General features: G+C 71.7%; 17 protein-coding genes. 8 read left to right on the forward strand and 9 right to left on the reverse strand.

Annotated elements, in window-relative coordinates:
• Positions 1-3: 3 nt before the first annotated feature.
• Positions 4-1,188, forward strand: coding sequence for an FAD-dependent oxidoreductase (locus A6035_RS12540; protein WP_108848047.1), 1,185 nt, complete (start codon positions 4-6; stop codon positions 1,186-1,188).
• Here the strand turns inward: A6035_RS12540 and A6035_RS12545 are convergent.
• The 3 genes from A6035_RS12545 to A6035_RS12555 form a co-directional block, all read right to left on the reverse strand.
• Positions 1,171-1,932: a TetR/AcrR family transcriptional regulator gene (locus A6035_RS12545; RefSeq protein WP_244192435.1), complete on the reverse strand. Its 762-nt coding sequence runs from the start codon at positions 1,930-1,932 to the stop codon at positions 1,171-1,173. The two genes, A6035_RS12540 and A6035_RS12545, sit on opposite strands and share 18 nt — an antisense overlap.
• An 81-nt stretch (positions 1,933-2,013) precedes the next feature.
• Positions 2,014-2,919, reverse strand: a complete 906-nt coding sequence (locus A6035_RS12550) for an ABC transporter permease (protein ID WP_235026678.1) — start codon at positions 2,917-2,919, stop codon at positions 2,014-2,016.
• On the reverse strand, positions 2,912-4,030 hold the full coding sequence (locus tag A6035_RS12555; protein WP_108848048.1) for an ABC transporter permease: 1,119 nt from the start codon (positions 4,028-4,030) through the stop codon (positions 2,912-2,914). The genes A6035_RS12550 and A6035_RS12555 overlap by 8 nt, the downstream gene beginning before the upstream one ends.
• A 243-nt stretch (positions 4,031-4,273) precedes the next feature.
• Here A6035_RS12555 and A6035_RS12565 point away from each other — a divergent pair, with 243 nt between their 5' ends.
• The 4 genes from A6035_RS12565 (at position 4,274) to A6035_RS12580 (ending at position 9,709) form a co-directional block, all read left to right on the forward strand.
• The gene (locus A6035_RS12565) at positions 4,274-5,236 is read left to right on the forward strand and encodes an ABC transporter ATP-binding protein (protein ID WP_108848050.1); all 963 of its coding nucleotides are present in this window, start codon (positions 4,274-4,276) and stop codon (positions 5,234-5,236) included.
• Positions 5,233-6,270, forward strand: coding sequence for an ABC transporter ATP-binding protein (locus A6035_RS12570; RefSeq protein ID WP_108848051.1), 1,038 nt, complete (start codon positions 5,233-5,235; stop codon positions 6,268-6,270). The genes A6035_RS12565 and A6035_RS12570 overlap by 4 nt, the downstream gene beginning before the upstream one ends.
• Positions 6,267-7,874: an ABC transporter substrate-binding protein gene (locus A6035_RS12575; RefSeq protein WP_108848052.1), complete on the forward strand. Its 1,608-nt coding sequence runs from the start codon at positions 6,267-6,269 to the stop codon at positions 7,872-7,874. Before A6035_RS12570 ends, A6035_RS12575 begins: the two co-directional genes overlap by 4 nt.
• 233 nt (positions 7,875-8,107) lie before the next feature.
• Positions 8,108-9,709 carry an ABC transporter substrate-binding protein gene (locus A6035_RS12580; RefSeq protein ID WP_108848053.1) on the forward strand — a complete coding sequence of 534 codons (1,602 nt, stop codon included), beginning with the start codon at positions 8,108-8,110 and terminating at the stop codon, positions 9,707-9,709.
• 327 nt (positions 9,710-10,036) lie between these two features.
• On the opposite strand, the gene A6035_RS12585 is transcribed toward A6035_RS12580, so the two are convergent.
• From A6035_RS12585 to A6035_RS12600, 4 genes are all read right to left on the reverse strand, one after another.
• Positions 10,037-11,548 (reverse strand): amidase, encoded by a 1,512-nt coding sequence (locus A6035_RS12585; protein ID WP_108848054.1) that lies wholly within the window; start codon positions 11,546-11,548, stop codon positions 10,037-10,039.
• A gap of 70 nt (positions 11,549-11,618) precedes the next feature.
• Complete coding sequence (locus tag A6035_RS12590; RefSeq protein WP_108848055.1) at positions 11,619-12,458, reverse strand: SDR family NAD(P)-dependent oxidoreductase; 840 nt, start codon at positions 12,456-12,458, stop codon at positions 11,619-11,621.
• 40 nt (positions 12,459-12,498) lie between these two features.
• The gene (locus A6035_RS12595; protein WP_108848056.1) at positions 12,499-13,227 is read right to left on the reverse strand and encodes a sulfite exporter TauE/SafE family protein; all 729 of its coding nucleotides are present in this window, start codon (positions 13,225-13,227) and stop codon (positions 12,499-12,501) included.
• Between the two features lie 55 nt (positions 13,228-13,282).
• Positions 13,283-13,759 (reverse strand): nuclear transport factor 2 family protein, encoded by a 477-nt coding sequence (locus A6035_RS12600; RefSeq protein ID WP_108848057.1) that lies wholly within the window; start codon positions 13,757-13,759, stop codon positions 13,283-13,285.
• Positions 13,760-13,836: 77 nt separating this feature from the next.
• Here A6035_RS12600 and A6035_RS12605 point away from each other — a divergent pair, with 77 nt between their 5' ends.
• Entirely contained in the window at positions 13,837-14,415 is a 579-nt protein-coding gene (locus A6035_RS12605; RefSeq protein ID WP_108848058.1) for a TetR/AcrR family transcriptional regulator, read from the forward strand.
• Here A6035_RS12605 and A6035_RS18760 read toward each other — a convergent pair.
• Together A6035_RS18760 and A6035_RS18765 are read right to left on the reverse strand one after the other, a co-directional pair.
• Positions 14,399-14,764 carry a DUF4389 domain-containing protein gene (locus tag A6035_RS18760; protein ID WP_235026583.1) on the reverse strand — a complete coding sequence of 122 codons (366 nt, stop codon included), beginning with the start codon at positions 14,762-14,764 and terminating at the stop codon, positions 14,399-14,401. The two genes, A6035_RS12605 and A6035_RS18760, sit on opposite strands and share 17 nt — an antisense overlap.
• The gene (locus A6035_RS18765; protein WP_235026584.1) at positions 14,725-15,660 is read right to left on the reverse strand and encodes a hypothetical protein; all 936 of its coding nucleotides are present in this window, start codon (positions 15,658-15,660) and stop codon (positions 14,725-14,727) included. The genes A6035_RS18760 and A6035_RS18765 overlap by 40 nt, the downstream gene beginning before the upstream one ends.
• A gap of 157 nt (positions 15,661-15,817) precedes the next feature.
• On the opposite strand from A6035_RS18765, the gene A6035_RS12615 reads away from it, so the two are divergent.
• Both A6035_RS12615 and arfB read left to right on the forward strand, forming a co-directional pair.
• Positions 15,818-16,414 (forward strand): 1-acyl-sn-glycerol-3-phosphate acyltransferase, encoded by a 597-nt coding sequence (locus tag A6035_RS12615; protein ID WP_108848059.1) that lies wholly within the window; start codon positions 15,818-15,820, stop codon positions 16,412-16,414.
• Between the two features lie 84 nt (positions 16,415-16,498).
• Positions 16,499-16,939, forward strand: coding sequence for an alternative ribosome rescue aminoacyl-tRNA hydrolase ArfB (arfB, locus tag A6035_RS12620; RefSeq protein WP_108848060.1), 441 nt, complete (start codon positions 16,499-16,501; stop codon positions 16,937-16,939).
• The last annotated feature ends 112 nt before the right edge of the window (positions 16,940-17,051 follow it).

Genomic DNA, 17,051 nt, shown 5'->3' on the forward strand with positions numbered 1-17,051 from the left:
GCCATGCCCGCCGCTTTCGACACCGTGATCGTCGGGGCGGGCAACGCCGGGGTCTCCCTGGCGGCCCGCCTCAGGCGCGACGGCGTGCGCAGCGTCGCGCTCATCGACCCCAGCCCCGTGCACCGGTACCGACCGATGCTCAACTACGCGGCGGCCGGGCAGGCCCGCATGTCCCGGTACGAACGGCTCATGGCGACCGTCGTCCCCGACGGCGTGGAACTCCTCCCCCAGGCGGCGACCCGCGTCGACCCGGCCGAACGCACGGTCACCCTCGACACGGGCGCCACCGTCGGCTACCGCGACCTCGTGCTGTGCCCCGGCCTGACCCCGCACTGGGACGCGATCCCGGGACTGCAGGAGGGCTACGTCGACGGGTGGGCGGTGTCTGCGCACGTGCCCGAGTACGCTGGCCGGGCGTGCGCCGCCCTGGTCCGGGTCCGTGAGGGCACGGTGGTGTTCTCGGTGCCGCCGGAACCCGCCTCCTGCGGCGGGACGGTGCTCAAGGCGATGTTCCTGGCGTGCGACCGCTGGCGGCGTGAAGACGTCCTCGACCGTATCGATGTGCACCTGGTGACCCCGTTCCGCGGGCTCCTGGGGCTCGAGCACGCCGACCGGAGGCTGCGGCCGTTCATCGAGCAGTACGGCATCACCGTTCACGAGCAGTCGCGCGTCGACGCCGTGGACCACCACGCCCGCACGGTGTCGGTCGCCGGCCCGGTGCCCGCGACCGTGGAGGACGTCCACCTGGCCTACGTCACCCCGCACACCCGCGCGCCCCGGTTCGTCGCCGACTCGGGGCTCGCCACCGACGACGACGCCGCCCTGGTCGACGTCGACCCGGGCACCCTGCGGCACACGCGCGTCGACACGGTGTGGGGCCTGGGTGACGCCGCGACGGTCGGCACCCGCCCGTCGGGTGGCGCGTTGCGCGCGCAGGTCGGGGTGGTGGCCGACAACCTACGCGCCGCCCGCGACGGTGGAGCGCTACGGGAGTACGACGGCTACACGGTCATCCCCGTCGCCGTGAGCAGGAACCGGCTGGTGCTCGACGAGCACGACCGCGACGGTCGGCCTGCGCCCTCGGTACGCGGGATCGACGTCACCGTGCCACGGCGGACGGCGTACGCGTTCGACCGGTTCGTCCAACCCGTCGTGTACTTCCGCAAGCTCCTACGCGGTCGCGTCTGAGGCTGCGGGCGCCGCGGGTGCGCCGGTCGCCCCGGGCGCGGCGGGCGCCCCGGGCGCGGCGACCACGGACGGGCCGCGGTCGCCCATCCCCGCCCGCAGCGCCGCCTCGACCATGTCGTAGAGGTGGGCCACGACCTTCTCGAAGTCGGTGTTGACCACGGTGCTGCTCGCGTCGCGCCGGTCCTCGTAGACCGCCAGCGCGCCGGTGAACATCTGCGTGGCCAGGTCGATCCGCTCGAACGCGACCCGCCGGGGCAGGTGCGAACACACGTCGATGAGACGCACCACCACGTCGTCAGTGGCGGTCCGGAGCCGCACCTCCGGCGCCTCCGGGCCCATCACCGGGCCCACCCGCTGCAGGAAGCGCGCGTAGTGGGTGGCGTCCGGCGACGCCCGCAACAACTCGACGATCGGCTCGAACAGCACCCGCACCAGCGAGGCGAGGTCCGTGCCGAGGCCCTGCTCGTCGATCTCGGCCAGGCGCTGCTGCCGCACCGTGTCCAGGGCGGTCAGCCTGCGCCGTAGCACCTGGCGGATGAGCCCGTCCCTGCTCCCGAAGTGGTACTGCACCGCCGAGTTGTTGCGCTGCCCGGCAGCCGTGGCCACGTCGCGCATCGACACGCGGTCGAGGCCGCGCTCGCCGATCAACTTCTCGGCGATCTCGATCATCGCCGCTTTGGCATCCCTGGTCTGGGAGGTGCCGTTCGTCCCGGCGTCGTCCGGGCCTTCGTTCGTCCGCCCCATCTGGCCCACTCCTCTACACCTCTTGGTCGACCGACTGTGTCACGGCCGCGTCGGCCGGCCCCGGCGGGCCGGCCGTTCGGATCAGATCTTGGCCGCGCCGGGGCTCCACTTCCGTCCGGCGGCCTCGCCCAGCTGGTTGAAGCTCAGGACGGTCAGGAACAGCACGAACGCCGGGATCCCGACGAGGTAGGGATACCGCTCGAAGTCGGGCTGACCGGCGCTGATCATGTTGCCCCAGGTCGGTTCGGGGCGGGGAATGCTCAGCCCCAGGTAGCTCAGCGACGCCTCGGCCACGATGAGCACCGCGACCAGCATGAAGCTGTAGGACAGCACGGGCGCGACGATGTTCGGGGCCACCTCGCGCAGCATGATGCGGATCTCGCCGGCGCCGAGCGAGCGGGCGGCCGTGACGAACTCGCGGCCAGCGAAGCTCATGGCGTTGGCGCGCACGAGTCGCGCGTACGAGGGCACCACCATGATGCCCAGCGCGAGCGTGACGTTGAGCAGCGTCGGCTCGAGGACCGTGATGATCGCGATGAGCAGGATCAGGGACGGGAACGCGAGCAGCACATCGCTGATGATGGACACGACGCGATCGGCCCAGCCGCCCTTGTACCCGGCGATGAGACCGAGCGTGCCGCCGATCAGGCCGCCGATGATCACACCGCCGATGCCCACGACGATGGAGACCCGGGCGCCGTAGAGCAGGCCGCCGAGGATGTCGAGGCCCTGCCGGTCGGTGCCCAGCGGGTAGTCCGAGGCCAGGTCGGGGGGCAGCAGGGACGGCGTCGTGAGCGCGAGCGCGGGGTCGCGGGCCTCCGCCAGGGGCAGGAAGTCGACGATCAGGGCGCCCAGCACGATGAGGACGGTCCAGCCGAGCGCCACCCACGTGCCGAGGCCGGAGAGCTTGGGCAGCCGCGGACGGCGGCGCGCGGGGCCGACCACGGCGGCGGTGGCGGCGGAACGGGCGGTGTCGATGTCAGCCACGGCGGATCCTCGGGTCGATGAGTGCGTAGGCGACGTCCACGGTCATGTTGACCAGGACGTAGAAGGCGGCGATGACGATGACGCCGCCGAGCACCACGGGAAGGTTGTCGTTCTGCACGGCGTCGACGATCATCGTGCCCATCCCGGGCAGGTTGAACAGCCGCTCGACCACCACCGTGCCGCCGATGAGGCGACCGAGGCTGATGCCGGCGAGGGTGATGATGGAGACCGTCGACGGCCGCAGGGCCTCCTTGACCAGGACGTGCCCGGTGGGCATGCCCTTGGCGCGCGCCGAGAGGACGAAGTCCTGCTGCAGCGTCGAGATCATGTCGGTGCGCAGGACGCGGGTGAAGATCGCGACCTCCATGAGCGCCAGCGTGAGCGCCGGCAGCGCGATGCTGCGCAGGTTCTCCCCCAGCCCCTCGTCCAGCGGCACGTAGCCCTGGCGCGGGAACTCGGGCAGGAAGGTGGCGATCAACGTGAGCACCCCGCCCACGGCGAGGCCCGCGATCAGCGCCCTGCCCCACATGACGCCGGGTGCCCCGGGACCACCTCTGCGGCCCAGCGGCGACAACGCCACCGCCAGGCCGACCACGGCGGCGAGGCCGAGGATGAGCTGCTGGGCGAACGAGTGGTTGAACACCAGCAGGTAGATGAGCAGCAGACCGGCCACGAAGCTGGGCACCGAGATGAACGCGAACGCCACGACCGAGGCCACCTGGTCGAACACCCCGCCGCGGCGGTAGGCCGACCACACCGCGACCGGCACGGCGATCGCCAGCGACAGGATGATCGACAGGAACGCGAGCTGGATGGTCACCGGCAGGGCGTTGCCGATCATCTCGGTGACGGGCTGGTTGGGCTGGATGAGCGAGTTGCCGAGGTCGGCCGAGAGCATGCTGCCCGCCCAGTCGGCGAAGCGGACCGCCAGCGGATCGTCGAGACCCAGCTCCTCCCTGGCGGCCAGATACTGCTCCTCGGTCGCGCCCGAGCCGACGGCCGAGGCCGCGGCGTCACCGGGGACGGCCTCCATCAGGAAGAACGCGCCGATCGCGGCGAGTATGACGACGACGACCGCGTGCAGAGCGCGTTCGCCTATGAACCTGAGCACGTGGGGAGGACCCTTCGTTCAGTCACCGCATGAGGCGGTTACTTAATCATCTTGACGCAGCCACACTAGTTCGTGATACTCGTCACAGCAACACGTTCTAAGTACATGACTTAGAGCCGGTACTCACACCAGGAGGCAGCCATCGCCGCCGCACCACCAAGCGGGCCCGGGACCACGGACCTGCTGCTCGAGGTCCGGGACCTGCGCACCCACATCGACACCCCGGCGGGTCGCATCACGCCCCTGGACGGGGTCGACATCTCACTGCGTCGCGGCGAGACGATCGGCATCGTGGGCGAATCGGGGTCGGGCAAGTCGATGCTCGTCCGGTCGATCATGGGCATCGCCCCGTCCGCCGCTCAGGTCGATCCGTCCTCGACGGTCCGCTTCGACGGCCGCGACGTCCTGTCGCTCACCCGCCGGGACGCGCAGAAGTTCTGGGGTCGCGAGATCGCGATGGTCTTCCAGGACCCGCTGACCTCGCTCAACCCCATCCGGACGATCGGTCGGCAGATCATCGACCCGCTGCGCCACCACCTGGGCCTGAGCCGCAAGGACGCGGCCGACCGCGCCGTCGAGATGCTCACCCGCGTGCGCATCCCCTCGCCGAAGACCCGGCTGAACGAGTACCCGCACCAGCTCTCGGGCGGCATGCGTCAGCGCGTCGGCATCGCGATCGCGCTGTCCTGCGAGCCCAAGCTGCTCATCGCCGACGAGCCCACCACCGCGCTCGACGTCACCGTGCAGCACGAGATCCTCGACCTGCTGCACGGCCTGCAGACCGACTCGGACATGGCGATGATCCTCGTCAGCCACGACCTGGCCGTGGTCTCGCAGCACACCGACCGCATCGGCGTCATGTACGCCGGCCGGTTCCTCGAGGTCGGCGACACCCGCGCGCTGCTCGACGAGCCCGCGCACCCGTACACCGGTGCCCTGCTCGACTCGATCCCGCGCCCGGACCAGCCGCCGCACACCGTGCTCACGGTGATCGAGGGGCGCCCGCCGAACCTGCGGGAGATGCCCGCGGGCTGCCGGTTCGCCCCCCGCTGCCCGCGCGTGGCCGACGACTGCCTGGCCGTGGATCCGCCGCTCGAAGACCTCACCCGCACGCCCGGGCTCACCCCGGAGTTTTCCGTCCACCGCGTCGGCTGTCTGCACCCGACCGTTCCCGCCCCCATGCGCACCACCAGCGAGGCATCATGACCGTCTCTCCCCCCGACCTCGCCGGACCGGCGGCCACCGAGACCGCGGACCGGCCCGCCGACGCCAAGCTCGTCGTCGACGCCGTCACCGTCGAGTACCACACCCGCAAGGGCACGGTGCACGCCGTCACCGACGTCTCCCTGGACGTCCCCCGCGGCTCCACGCTCGCCCTCGTCGGCGAGTCCGGCTGCGGCAAGTCCAGCCTCGGCCGCGCGATGCTGCAGCTGCCCCGCCCCTCGTCCGGGCGCGTCATGGTCGACGACACGGACCTGTGCGCACTGTCCGGTTCCTCCCTCAAGGAGGCGCGTAAGCGGATCCAGATGGTGTTCCAGGACCCCATCTCCTCGCTCAACCCGCGTCGCAGGGTGCGCGACATCGTCGCCGAGGGCCTGGAGATCCAGGGCGTCGACGGCGGCCGCGAGGAGATCCGGCGCCGCGTCGACGCCGCCCTCGAGGCGGTCGGGCTCGACCCCGCCCACGCCGGTGACCGCCGGCCGTCGGAGTTCTCCGGCGGGCAGTGCCAGCGCATCGCCCTCGCCCGCGCGCTCGTCCTGGAGCCGGAGGTGCTGGTGTGCGACGAGCCGGTCTCCGCGCTCGACGTCTCCGTGCAGGCCCAGATCCTCAATCTGCTCGAGGAGATGAAGGAGCGCTACCACCTGACGATGGTGTTCATCTCCCACGACCTGTCGGTGGTCCACAACATCGCCGACCGCGTCGCGGTGATGTACCTCGGCATGGTGTGCGAGGTCGCCGACACCGAGACCCTGTACCGGGCCCCGGCCCACCCGTACACGATGCTGCTCATCTCCTCGGCCCCCACGCTCGGCGGCACGCTCGCCGACACGCTGGGCGAGGATTCGATCACCGCGACCAGCTCCGAGCTGCCCTCGCCGCTGAACCCCCCGTCCGGTTGCAGGTTCCGCACCCGGTGCCCCCGGGCCACCGAGCTCTGCGCCGCCGAACGTCCCCCGCTCACCACCATCACGCCCGGCCACCAGGTCGCGTGCCACCACCCCCTCCAGGAGAACCGATGAAGCGCACCACCGGCGCAATGGCCGTACTCGCGGCCGCCGCCCTCACCCTGTCCGCGTGTGGCGGAGGCGGCGACGAGACCACCTCCGCCGCCGGCGGCGCCGAGGGCCAGGCGCCCGACCAGTCCGAGCGCTGCACCGAGGATTTGGCCGGCGGCACGATCACGGTCGGCGAGTTCTCCATGCTCCCGTCCTTCGCGCCCGGCCAGGGCCAGTACGGCGTCCGTGGCGGCGCCCAGTCGGCGGCCGTCTACGACCGGTTGATGGTGTGGAACCCCGAGGCCGAAGAGTTCGAGCCCAAGCTCGCCGAGTCCCTCGAGGCCAACGACGACAACACCGTGTGGACCCTCAAGCTCCGCGACGGCGTCACCTTCTCCAACGGCGACCCGCTCACCGCGGAGGACGTCGTGTTCACCGTCGGCCTGCACCAGGACCCCGCCAACCGATCGGTCGCGATGACCGAGGCGATGCAGATCTCCGATGTCCGCGCCGTGGACCCGCTCACCGCGGAGTTCACGCTCTCCGACCCGTGGGCCGGGTTCCCCGTGACCCTCGCCGGCACCGTCGGCGAGGTGTTCCCCAAGAACGCCTACGAGGCCGCCGACCCGCAGGAGTGGTCGCGCAACCCGATCGGCGCCGGCGCGTTCACCGTCGGCGAGTACATCCCCGATCAGCGGACCGTGCTCGAGCCCAACCCGGACTACTACGGCGGGCCCGTCTGCCCGACCCTGGAGTTCATCCGTATCCCCGGTTCACAGGGCACGTACGACGCGTTCCAGACCGGCGAGGTCCAGGTGGGCTTCCTGCGCGGCGCCAAGTTCGTCACCATGGCCCAGAACGACGGCGTCCGCGGCTTCGAGGAGATCATCAGCTCCGGCTCGGTGCTCAACATGAACTCCGGCAAGGCCGGCTACGACGGCATTCTCACCGACGAGCGCGCCCGCCAGGCCGTCGCCGCGGCCATCGACCGGGACCTGTGGAACCAGCGCCTCTACGACGGCGAGGGCCAGCCGACCTCCGCGCTGGTCGCCGACTCGTCCCGCCTGTACGACGGCCAGGAGGGTCCCGCGTACGACGTCGAGAAGGCCAAGTCCCTGGTGGCCGAGCTCAAGGCCGACCGTCCCGACTGGAACGGCGAGCTGCGCATGCTCATCTCCGACGGCCCCGAGAACGTCGAAGCCGGCGTGATCGCCAAGGCGATGCTGGACGCGGCCGGGTTCAACGTCGTGATCGACAACGCCCCCGTCTCGCAGGTCACCGCGCGTCAGTTCACGGGTGACTACGAGATCGTGATCGGCGGCCTGGCCACCACGGACGCCGATCCTGCGGCCGCCTTCGCCAGCGGCATGCTCCCGGGCGGCGCGACCAACCTCTCGGGCATCGACGACCCCGAGCTCACCGCCGCGGTGACCGAGCTCAAGGCCGCCGGCGACCTCGACGCCCAGAAGGCCGCGCTCACGCGCCTGCAGGAGGTGTTCAACGAAGTGCAGCCGTTCACGGTGATCGCCAACGCCGAGCAGTACGTGGCGGTGGCCGACACGGTCGGCGGCGTCACCCCGACGCTGTCCTCGACCGTCCTCTACGACGGGGCCTTCGTCCGGGAGTGATCCCGCCCCGGGCGGTCCTCGTCTCGGAGTGATCCCTCCCCGGCGGCGCTGACGGAGTGATCCCGCCCCGGCGGCGCTGACGGGCCCTGAACCCGTCGGCGCCGCCCTCCATACGACACCGACGTGCCCCGGGCTCCCGCCCACCGGTGAGAGCCCGGGGCACCTCTCTGCCGACACCACCGACTCCGCGGCGTGCCGACCGGCCCGCCGTGACCTCACGATCAGGAGAACAGATGACCCGCGCCACCAGCGCTCTGGCCGTCCTCGCCGCGACCACGCTCGCCCTCACCGCCTGCGGAGGTGGCGGATCCGACCCCGCCGCGAACGCCTCCGGCGCCTCTGCCCCGGACCAGTCCGAGCGGTGCACCGAGGAGCGGGTCGGCGGCACGATCACCATGGGCGAGTACGCGATGCTGCCGTCCTTCGCGCCCGGCCAGGGCATGTTCGGCGTCCGCGGGGCCACCGAGTCGGCGGCCGTCTACGACCGTCTGATGCAGTGGAACCCCGAGACCGCGGAGTTCGAGCCCAAGCTCGCCGAGTCGCTGGAGTCCGCCGAGGACAACACCGTGTGGACGCTCAAGCTGCGCGACGGGGTGACCTTCTCCAACGGCGACCCGCTCACCGCCGAGGACGTGGCCTTCACGATCGACCTGCACAAGGACCCCGCGACGGTGTCCAACGCGATGACCGACGCGATGCAGGTCGAGCAGACGCGTGTCGTGGACCCGCTCACCGTGGAGTTCACCCTGGCCGAACCGTGGGCCGGCTTCCCGATCCTGCTGGCCGGTGCCGGCGGCGAGGTCATCCCGAAGAACGCGTACGAGGCCGCCGACCCGCAGGAGTGGGCGCGCAACCCCATCGGCGCGGGCGCGTTCACCGTGGCCGAATACGTCCCGGACCAGGAGCTGGTGCTCGAGCCCAACCCGGACTACTACGGCGGGCCGGTCTGCCCGACTCTGAAGTTCATCCGCATCCCCGGCTCGCAGGGCACCTACGAGGCCTTCCAGACCGACGAGGTGCAGGTCGGATTCCTGCGCGGCGCCAAGACCGTCACCGCCGCCCAGGACGCGGGCGACAAGGGCTTCGAGACGATCACCAGCGCCGGCTCGATCGTCAACCTCAACGCGGGCAACGCCGGCTACGACGGGGTCCTCACCGACGAGCGGGCCCGCCAGGCGTTCGCCAAGGCGCTGGACCGCGAGCTCATCGACCAGCGCCTCACCGGCGGACTGGGTCAGCCCACCTCCGCGATCATCGCCGAGTCGTCGCGCTTCTACGACGGCCAGCAGGGGCCGCAGTTTAACGTCGAGGAGGCCACCGCGCTGCTCGACGAGGTCAAGGCGGACCGCCCGGACTGGAACGGTGAGCTCACCCTGCTCGTCGCCGACAGCCCGGAGAACATGGAGTCCGGTGTGGCCGTCAAGGCCCTGCTCGACGCGGCCGGTTTCAACGTCACCATCCAGAGCGCGCCCGTCGCCCAGGTCGTCGCGCGCCAGTTCACGGGCGACTTCGAGGCCGTCATCGGCGGTCTGTCCCCCTCGGACGCCGACCCGGCCTCGACGTTCGCCAGTGCCATGACCCCCGGTGGCTCGCTCAACATCCCGGGCGTCGACGATTCCGAGCTCACCGAGGCCGTCACCGCGTTCAAGGCGGCCGCCGACCTCGACGCGCAGAAGGCCGCGCTGACCGAGCTGCAGGAGGTCTACAACCGCGTGGTGCCGTTCGCGGTGCTGGCCAACGCGCAGGAGTACGTCGTGGTCGACGACTCCGTCCGCGGTGTCTCGCCGACCCTGCACGGCACGGTGCTGTTCGACGGCGCGTTCGTCGAGGAGTGATCGACGCCCGCCTGGCGGACTGACCCAGTCCCGAGAACCGACGGCCCCGGATTCTGTCTCATGGATCCGGGGCCGAGGTCTATCCGGGCGGAGCCTGCCTCAGCCACCCAGCCACAGCCGCACGCCAACATGGCGTCTCGCGCGCACCGCGGGGTGTGCGAGACGCCATGTTGAGGAGCGGCTGCAGAAATCGCGTACGTCCGCGGGAGCGAGACGCCATCCGCAGGAGCGGCTGCACAAACGCGAACGCAAACGCAGACGCAAGCGCAGCCGCAGCCGCGGGCTACGCCCCGCGCACCCTGCTCACCCGCGAACCCCGCTCCCCACTCACCACCCCGCGTACCCGGGCGCCACGCGCTGCCAGGGCGCGGCGACCTCGAGCTGCCCGGCCAGCCTCAGCAGCAGGTCCTCGCGCGCGTAGTCGGCGACCAGCTGCACGCCCACGGGCAGGCCGCGGTCGTCGGCGCCGAGGGGCAGCGAGATCGCCGGCTGCCCGGACAGGTTGAACATGCTGGTGCACACGGAGAACGCCGAGGACCGGGTCCACATCGACTCCGGATCCGTCACGTCGAGGTAGCCCAACTCCGGGGTGGCCGTGGGCAGTGTCGGCAACATCAGCAGGTCCACGCCGTCCGGCCCGAACTGCTGGGCCACGCGCCAGCCGGTCCGGTGGGCGGTCTGCAGGGCCCGCGCGACGTCGGGCGCGGAGTGGGTCATGGCGTTGTCGAGGATCACCTTGGTCCAGGGCTCGATGTCGTCGTCGTCGAGCTCCCTCCCCAGCGCGGCGAGCCGCGCGTCGATGGTGGCGCGCAGCTGGGCGCCCATGATGGCACCCACCGCCGACATCACCTCCATGACGTCCAGGCCGATCTCCGCCTCGCGCACCTCGTGGCCCAGCTCCCCCAGGAGCGCGGCGGTGCGGTCGACGGCGGCGGTGCACGCGGGGTCGGTGGGGAATGGTCCGGGCGCGACACGCAGCATCCCCACGCGGAGGCGGCCGGGGTCGGCGTCGACCTCGTCGAGGAAGGGGCGCGGCGGCGTGGGGGCCCCGTAGGCGTCGCCGGGGCGGTGGCCGGCCACGGCGTCGAGCAGTGCGGCGCTGTCGCGGACGCTCGTTGTCAGAGCGTGGTGGTAGGACAAGGGTGAGGACAGCGCGTCGGGGTGCGGCCACGTGGGCACGCGGCCGCGGCTCGGCTTGAGCCCCACGAGCCCACACATGGCGGCGGGGATGCGGATGGAGCCGCCGCCGTCGGTGCCGTGGGCGACCGGGACCATGCCCGAGGCCACGGCCGCCGCCGATCCGCCACTCGACCCGCCGGTGGAGTGCGCGGTGTCCCACGGGTTGCGGCACGGGCCGTGCAGGAGCGACTCGGTGGTGGTGGTCTTGCCCATCTCGGGCACGTTGGTCGTGCCGAGCACCACCATGCCGGCGGCCTTGTAGCGCTGGACCACGGTGCTGTCCACGTCGGCCACGACGTCGGCGAACAGCCGCGAGCCGTCGGCGGCGGGCAGGCCGGCCACGTCGGTGCCGAGGGCCTTGATGACGATCGGCACGCCGCGCAACGGCCCGTCGGGGAGCCCGGCCTCGACCTCGGCGCGCGCGGCGTCGAAGCGCGTGGCGACCATCGCGTTCAGCTGCGGGTCGAGGGCCTCGATGCGGGCGATGGCGTCCTCGAGCACCTCGGCGGCGGAGGTGGCGCCGGAGGCGATGTCGGCGGCCAGGGCGAGCGCGTCGCGGCCGGGGGTGTCGCGGGCGAGCGCGTCGCGGCCGGCTGCATCGGAGCCGCCCGGGGCGACGGGGGTGTCGGTGCCGCCGGTGGCGGCGGGGGTGTCGGTCATGGTGGGGGCCTTTCGGTGCGGGGCGTGAGGCGACGGCGGTGGGTCGGGGACGACGGCGACGACGACGAGGTCAGCCCCAGCGCGACTGCCCGCCGTCGAGCGGGATGGTCGCGCCGGTCAGATACGAGGCCTCGCCGGAGCAGAGCCAGGCGACGGGGCGGCCGATGTCGGCGACGGGGTCCCCCACCCGGCCGGCGGGGATGCCGGCGATGAACTCGGCGGCCTCCTCCGGGTTGTTGTCCATCCACCAGTCGAGACCGGGGCTGTGGGCGTGGGGCGCCACGTTGAGGGCGCGGATGCCGTCGGCGGCCCATTCGTAGGCGGCGGCGCGGGTCAGGGCGCGGACGGCCTCCTTCACCGCGGCGTAGATGCCGTAGTTGGCGGCGTCCCAGCGCACGGCGGCGGAGGTGACGAGGTTGATGACGGTGCCGCCGCCGCGCTTGGCCATCTCGGGGCGGGCGAGCTTCATGAGGCTCAGCGTGACGCGGGGGCCGCCCTCGAAGGCGGTGCGGAAGTCGTCGTCCGGGTAGTCCGACAGCGGTAGAGGCATGGCCATGTTGGCGTTGTTGACGAGGATGTCGACGCCGCCGAGACGCTCCACCGCCGTGGAGATGATGGTCTCGGGGGCGTCCTCGGCGATGATGTCGGCGGCCAGGCATTCGGCGGTGCCGCCGGCGGAGCGGATCTCCTCCGCGACGCGCTCGAGCTTGTGCATCTTGCGGCCGACGAGCAGCACGGCGGCGCCGGACTCGGCGAGGCCGAGCGAGATGCCGCGGCCCACGCCCTGCCCGCCGCCGGTGACGATGGCGACCTTGCCGGCCAGGCGGGCCGCGGTGTCCTGCGGCGCGGGCTGCTGGGGCGCGCTGCCGCCGGCGTCCTGGGGTGCGGGGTTCTGGGGGGTGTCGGTCATGGGGTCCTCCGTGGGTGGTGCGGTGACGGGTGGGTGGCGCTCACGCCGTGACGATGGTGAGCAGGCCGGCGATCACCACGAGGACGATCACGGCCGAGCGGAACAGGTGGGTGGGCAGGCGTCGGGCGATCGCGATACCCAGCTGGTTGGCCGTGACCCCCGCGACGACGCACGCCGCGAGCAGCGGCCACAGGCCGGGCAGGTCGATCCCCGTGCCCGCCCACAGCAACGCGAGCGAGACGATGCTCGTGATGACGAAATAGCCGGCGAGGTCCGCGATGAAGCTCATCGGCGGGATCTTCGCGCGGCCCAGCAGCAGGACGACGGGTGGGCCGTTCAGCGAGGTGGTGGTGGAGAAGTACCCGCCGATCGCGCCGACCGCGGCGGTGATCGCCGCCGACGGCGGCCCGGCCCCGTGCCTCGTGGGCAGCGCCATGGCGAGTCCGCACAGGATGGTGACCGCGCCGGCGGCCGGCTTGAGGTGCTGATCCGGGAGCAGCGTGACGGTCTGCACGCCGAGCCAGGCCCCGGGCACGGACGCCGCGCCCAGTACGGCGACGCGCCGCCAGTCGATGTGCTCGCGCAACTGCACGGTGACGCCCACGCGGGCGATGAGCGCGACGACCAGGTTGACCACCACCGTCTCCGCGAGGCCGATGCCCACGGTGAGCATGAGCGGCGTGGCGATGAGCGAGGTGCCGAACCCGGTGGCGCCGCCGATCACCGAGGCGGCGGCCACACACAGCGCGGCGATGACGATCAGGTCCACTCGTCACCGTCACGGCCGTCGGCTGCGCTGTCGATCCGGGCGGTCTGCGCCGCCGTCACTTCTCGTCGGCGGGGGCCAGGTGGTTGTCGTTGAGCCGGAAGCTCGGCACGTCCTTGAGGTTGATCATGGCCTCATAGGTGCGCTTGTAGCCGGTGCGGGTGATGACCCAGCGGCCGTCGACGCGGGCGTAGGCGTCGTCGTAGAAGGCGCTGCCGAAGATGAAGGTGTCGTACTCGGGCACGATCACGCGGTCCTGCAGGTACCAGCGGCCGGCGGCGGTGTCGCCGTCGATCTCGATCTCGGGGTGGTGGGCCTGGTGCTCGGTGATGACACCGTCGGTCATCTGCTTCTGCAGCCCGGCCACGACCTCGTCGCGGCCGGTGTAGCTCAGGCGCTTGCCGTATGACGCGGTGACCTCGGGCGCGAGGGTCTGGGCGAGCTCGTCCCACAGCCGGAGGTCGACGCAGCGCAGGTAGCGGTACTTGAGGGCCTTGATGGCGTCGATGTCGTCGCGGCGGTCGGTGGTGGTCATGAGGGCCTTTCGCACGGGTGGGGGCGCGCGGAGCGCGCGCTCTGCCCAGACTGTAGTCAATTGTGTACAGTCCGGGAATGGAAACCGGGAAGAACGCCGCCGCTGCCCGCCCGACTGGTCGCGACGAGGTCCGCTCGGCGGTCCTGCGCGAAGCCCGTCGACTGCTGTCGGAGCGCGGGCCGCACGTCCCGCTGCGTGACATCGCGGATGCCGCGCAGGTGAACCTCGGGCTCATCCACCGGCACATCGGTCGCAAGGACGCGCTGATCACGGCGGTGATGCAGGACGCGGTCCGGTTCGGCGCGGCGCGGCTGGAGAATCTCGACGACGCGGGCGAGGCCGTGCGCGGGATGCTGCTCGGCGCCTCGTCGCACCCGGAGATCAGTCGACTGTTGGCGTGGCTGGCGTTGGACCGCGAGGCCGCGTTCCCGCCGATGCTCGACCCCTCGCAGCGACCGGCCGCCGCGTTGCGCCGGATGACCTCTCCCCCGCCGGCCGGTGACGTCGAGCTGCTGCTGGTGTTCACGGCCGTCTACGGGTGGCCGGTGTTGCGCGGGGCCCTGCTCGACGCGCTCGACATCCCCGAGTCCGAGCGCGACGGAATCGACGAGCGCCTCGCTGAGCTGCTGGCCAGGGTCGTCACCGGCGAGCGCTGAGCCTGTCCGGCGCAGGCTCCTCCGGCCCCTGGTCGAGGCGGAACGGCGGGTACTCGTCGCGCAGGAGCAGGCTGTACGACGCCACCCGGTACACCCAGCGGTTCAGGCCCACGTTGAGCGCGAACAGACCCGGCGGGTAGCTGCCGGTGAACAGCAGGCCGATCGCGGCGATGAGCACGAGCAACCCGAGCAGGGTGAAGCTCCAGGAGACCCCGTCGCCGTTCCTCGAGGCGGTGGCGAGTGCCACCCAGCCGCCGGTGATGAGGGCGGTGACGAACAGGTGCGGCAGGATCAGGAGCCACCACTTGATCAGCACCAGGCCGCGCGACAGTCGCTCGGGGTAGACCACGCCGAGGTCGCCGGGATAGTCGGCCCGACCCAGTGCGAACGGCGGGTAGCGGTCGGTGCCGAGCACGGCGTAGGCGTAGAAGCCGACCCTCCAGTGCCAACGCAGCGTGCCCTCGATTCGGGACCCTCGGGCCCCGTACCGCCACCGCGACCGGGTCCCCCGGGGCCTGTTCCGCCGCCGCGCCCGACGTCGCGTCCGAGCCCGGCTGCCCCGAACAGCACCAGCGGAACGCCCAGCACCAACCCGACGAGCCCGGCAATGAGCGGGACGGTGAAATCGACCAGGCCGAACAGCTCGGTGTGCGCACCGACCTGCAGGTCGACCCACAGCGGGCGGCTGCCGTCCGCGTTCATCACGACCACCACCCAGTTTCCCGACCGCAGGCCCACGTCCAACGTCTGCGGGACCGCGCCGGTGGTGGAGTGTTCCCAGAACCGCTGTTCGACGGCCGGCGCGGGCGTGCGGGTTCCGGGAACTTCGCGGAGCGCCTCGTCGGGATGGGGCTCATCCCCCCACGCCGAGGGCCCGTCGCCAAAGCCGTGGTCCCACGGGTCGGCGCCGAGGACCGAGTGCGGCACGTCGCGCAGGTACTCGTCCACTGCGCTGGCGTCGGCGATCCCGAGGAAGATCCGCTGGTCCGGGACGACCGGGGTCGCACGGAGGCGGACGGTGATCAGGTCGTCGATCGTGAGTCCGCCGGGTTCGACCGTGTCCCCCTCCCCGAGATCGACGGCTATCGGACTGGTCGTGAGGGCGTTGCCGACCGCGCGGAACCGTTCGGTCTCGGTGAAGACGAACCGCCCGTCCCGCTGCGACTCCTGACCCACGATCAGTACGGCGCCCGCCGCGGACAGCGCGAGCCCGATCACGGTGAGCATCACGCCGGCGATCAACATCAGATAGCCATATAGTTATTTCTCCAGTACCGAGTTATCGATTTTGTTACATCCCGCCCTGCGCCGCGCCCTACTCGTCCGTGCTCGGTGTTCGGCGTGCGGAACCTCGGGGGCTCACCCCTCGGCCCGCACCCGCTCGGCCACCTAGGGTGGCGGTGTGATCCGTGCCCTTTTCGCTCGCCTCTTCTGGCGCTTCAGCCGTTGGACGTTGTCCACCCGCCCCGGCCCGGATCAGCCGACGATCCTTCTCGGTGCCCCACACACCTCCAACTGGGACTTCGTGCTGATGCTCGGCATCGCGTGGCGCCTGGGCATCGACGTTCACTGGCTGGGCAAGGACAGCCTGTTCTCCGGCTGGCGAGGGCCGCTCATGCGAGCGCTCGGCGGGGTCCCGGTGGACCGCGGGAATCCCGCCCGGGTCGTCGAGAACATGGTCCGGCAGGTCCACGCCGGAGAGACGTTCTGCCTGGTCATCACGCCGGACGGAACGCGCAGCGGGCATTCGCACTGGAAGTCCGGCTTCTACCGGATCGCGCGGGAGACGGGCCTGCCGGTGACGCTCGGGTACGTCGATCGGACCACCATGACGACCGGGCTGGGCCCGACGATCGAGCTGACGGGAAACGTCGCGGCGGACATGGACCGCATCCGCGAGTTCTACGCGGACAAAGCCGGCTTCCACCCGGAGAGGCGCGTCGAACCGCGGCTGCCCGACGAAACCCGCACGCGGGACGTGGAGCACCCCGACTCCTGAGCCTCGCCGCGCGCCGGCTGCCCGGGAGCCCGGTGAGACCGGGGCGGCCCCACCGCCCCCTCCCCGGTGCGGGACACTGACGTCATGGACGACCTGCGAGTACCTCCGGGGCCCGGCGCTCCCCGCGGTCTCGTGATCCCGGCCGGAGAGTTGCTCGAGCGGTTCTCCCGGTCCTCGGGCCCGGGCGGGCAGCACGTCAACACGGCCGATTCCCGGGTGCAGCTCAGCCTCGACCTCGCCACGACGACGGCCCTGGACGAGCCCCAGCGCGCCCGGGCCCTTCAGTCGCTCGCCGCGAGAGTGTCGGGCTCCGTCCTCACGGTGGCCGTGGAGGAGAACCGCTCCCAGCGGCGCAACCGCGCGGCGGCACGGCAGCGACTCGCCGACCTGCTGCGCGACGCCGTGGCGCCGCCGCTTCCGCGGAGGCCGACCAGGCCCACCCTCGGATCGCGCCACCGACGACTCCAGCACGAACGTCGACGCGCCGAGATCAAGCGCAATCGCCGACGCCCCGACCTCGACTGATCGCCTACCCCTCACTCGTCGCCGGGGTCCCAATCGGTGCCTGACCGGCGATCCCCGCACGCCCCACCCCGCTATCGAGTAGAACTTGTTCTAGCCGATGAAGAAACCGACT

The sequence above is a fragment of the Dietzia lutea genome, assembly GCF_003096075.1.
Taxonomy (GTDB): domain Bacteria; phylum Actinomycetota; class Actinomycetes; order Mycobacteriales; family Mycobacteriaceae; genus Dietzia; species Dietzia lutea.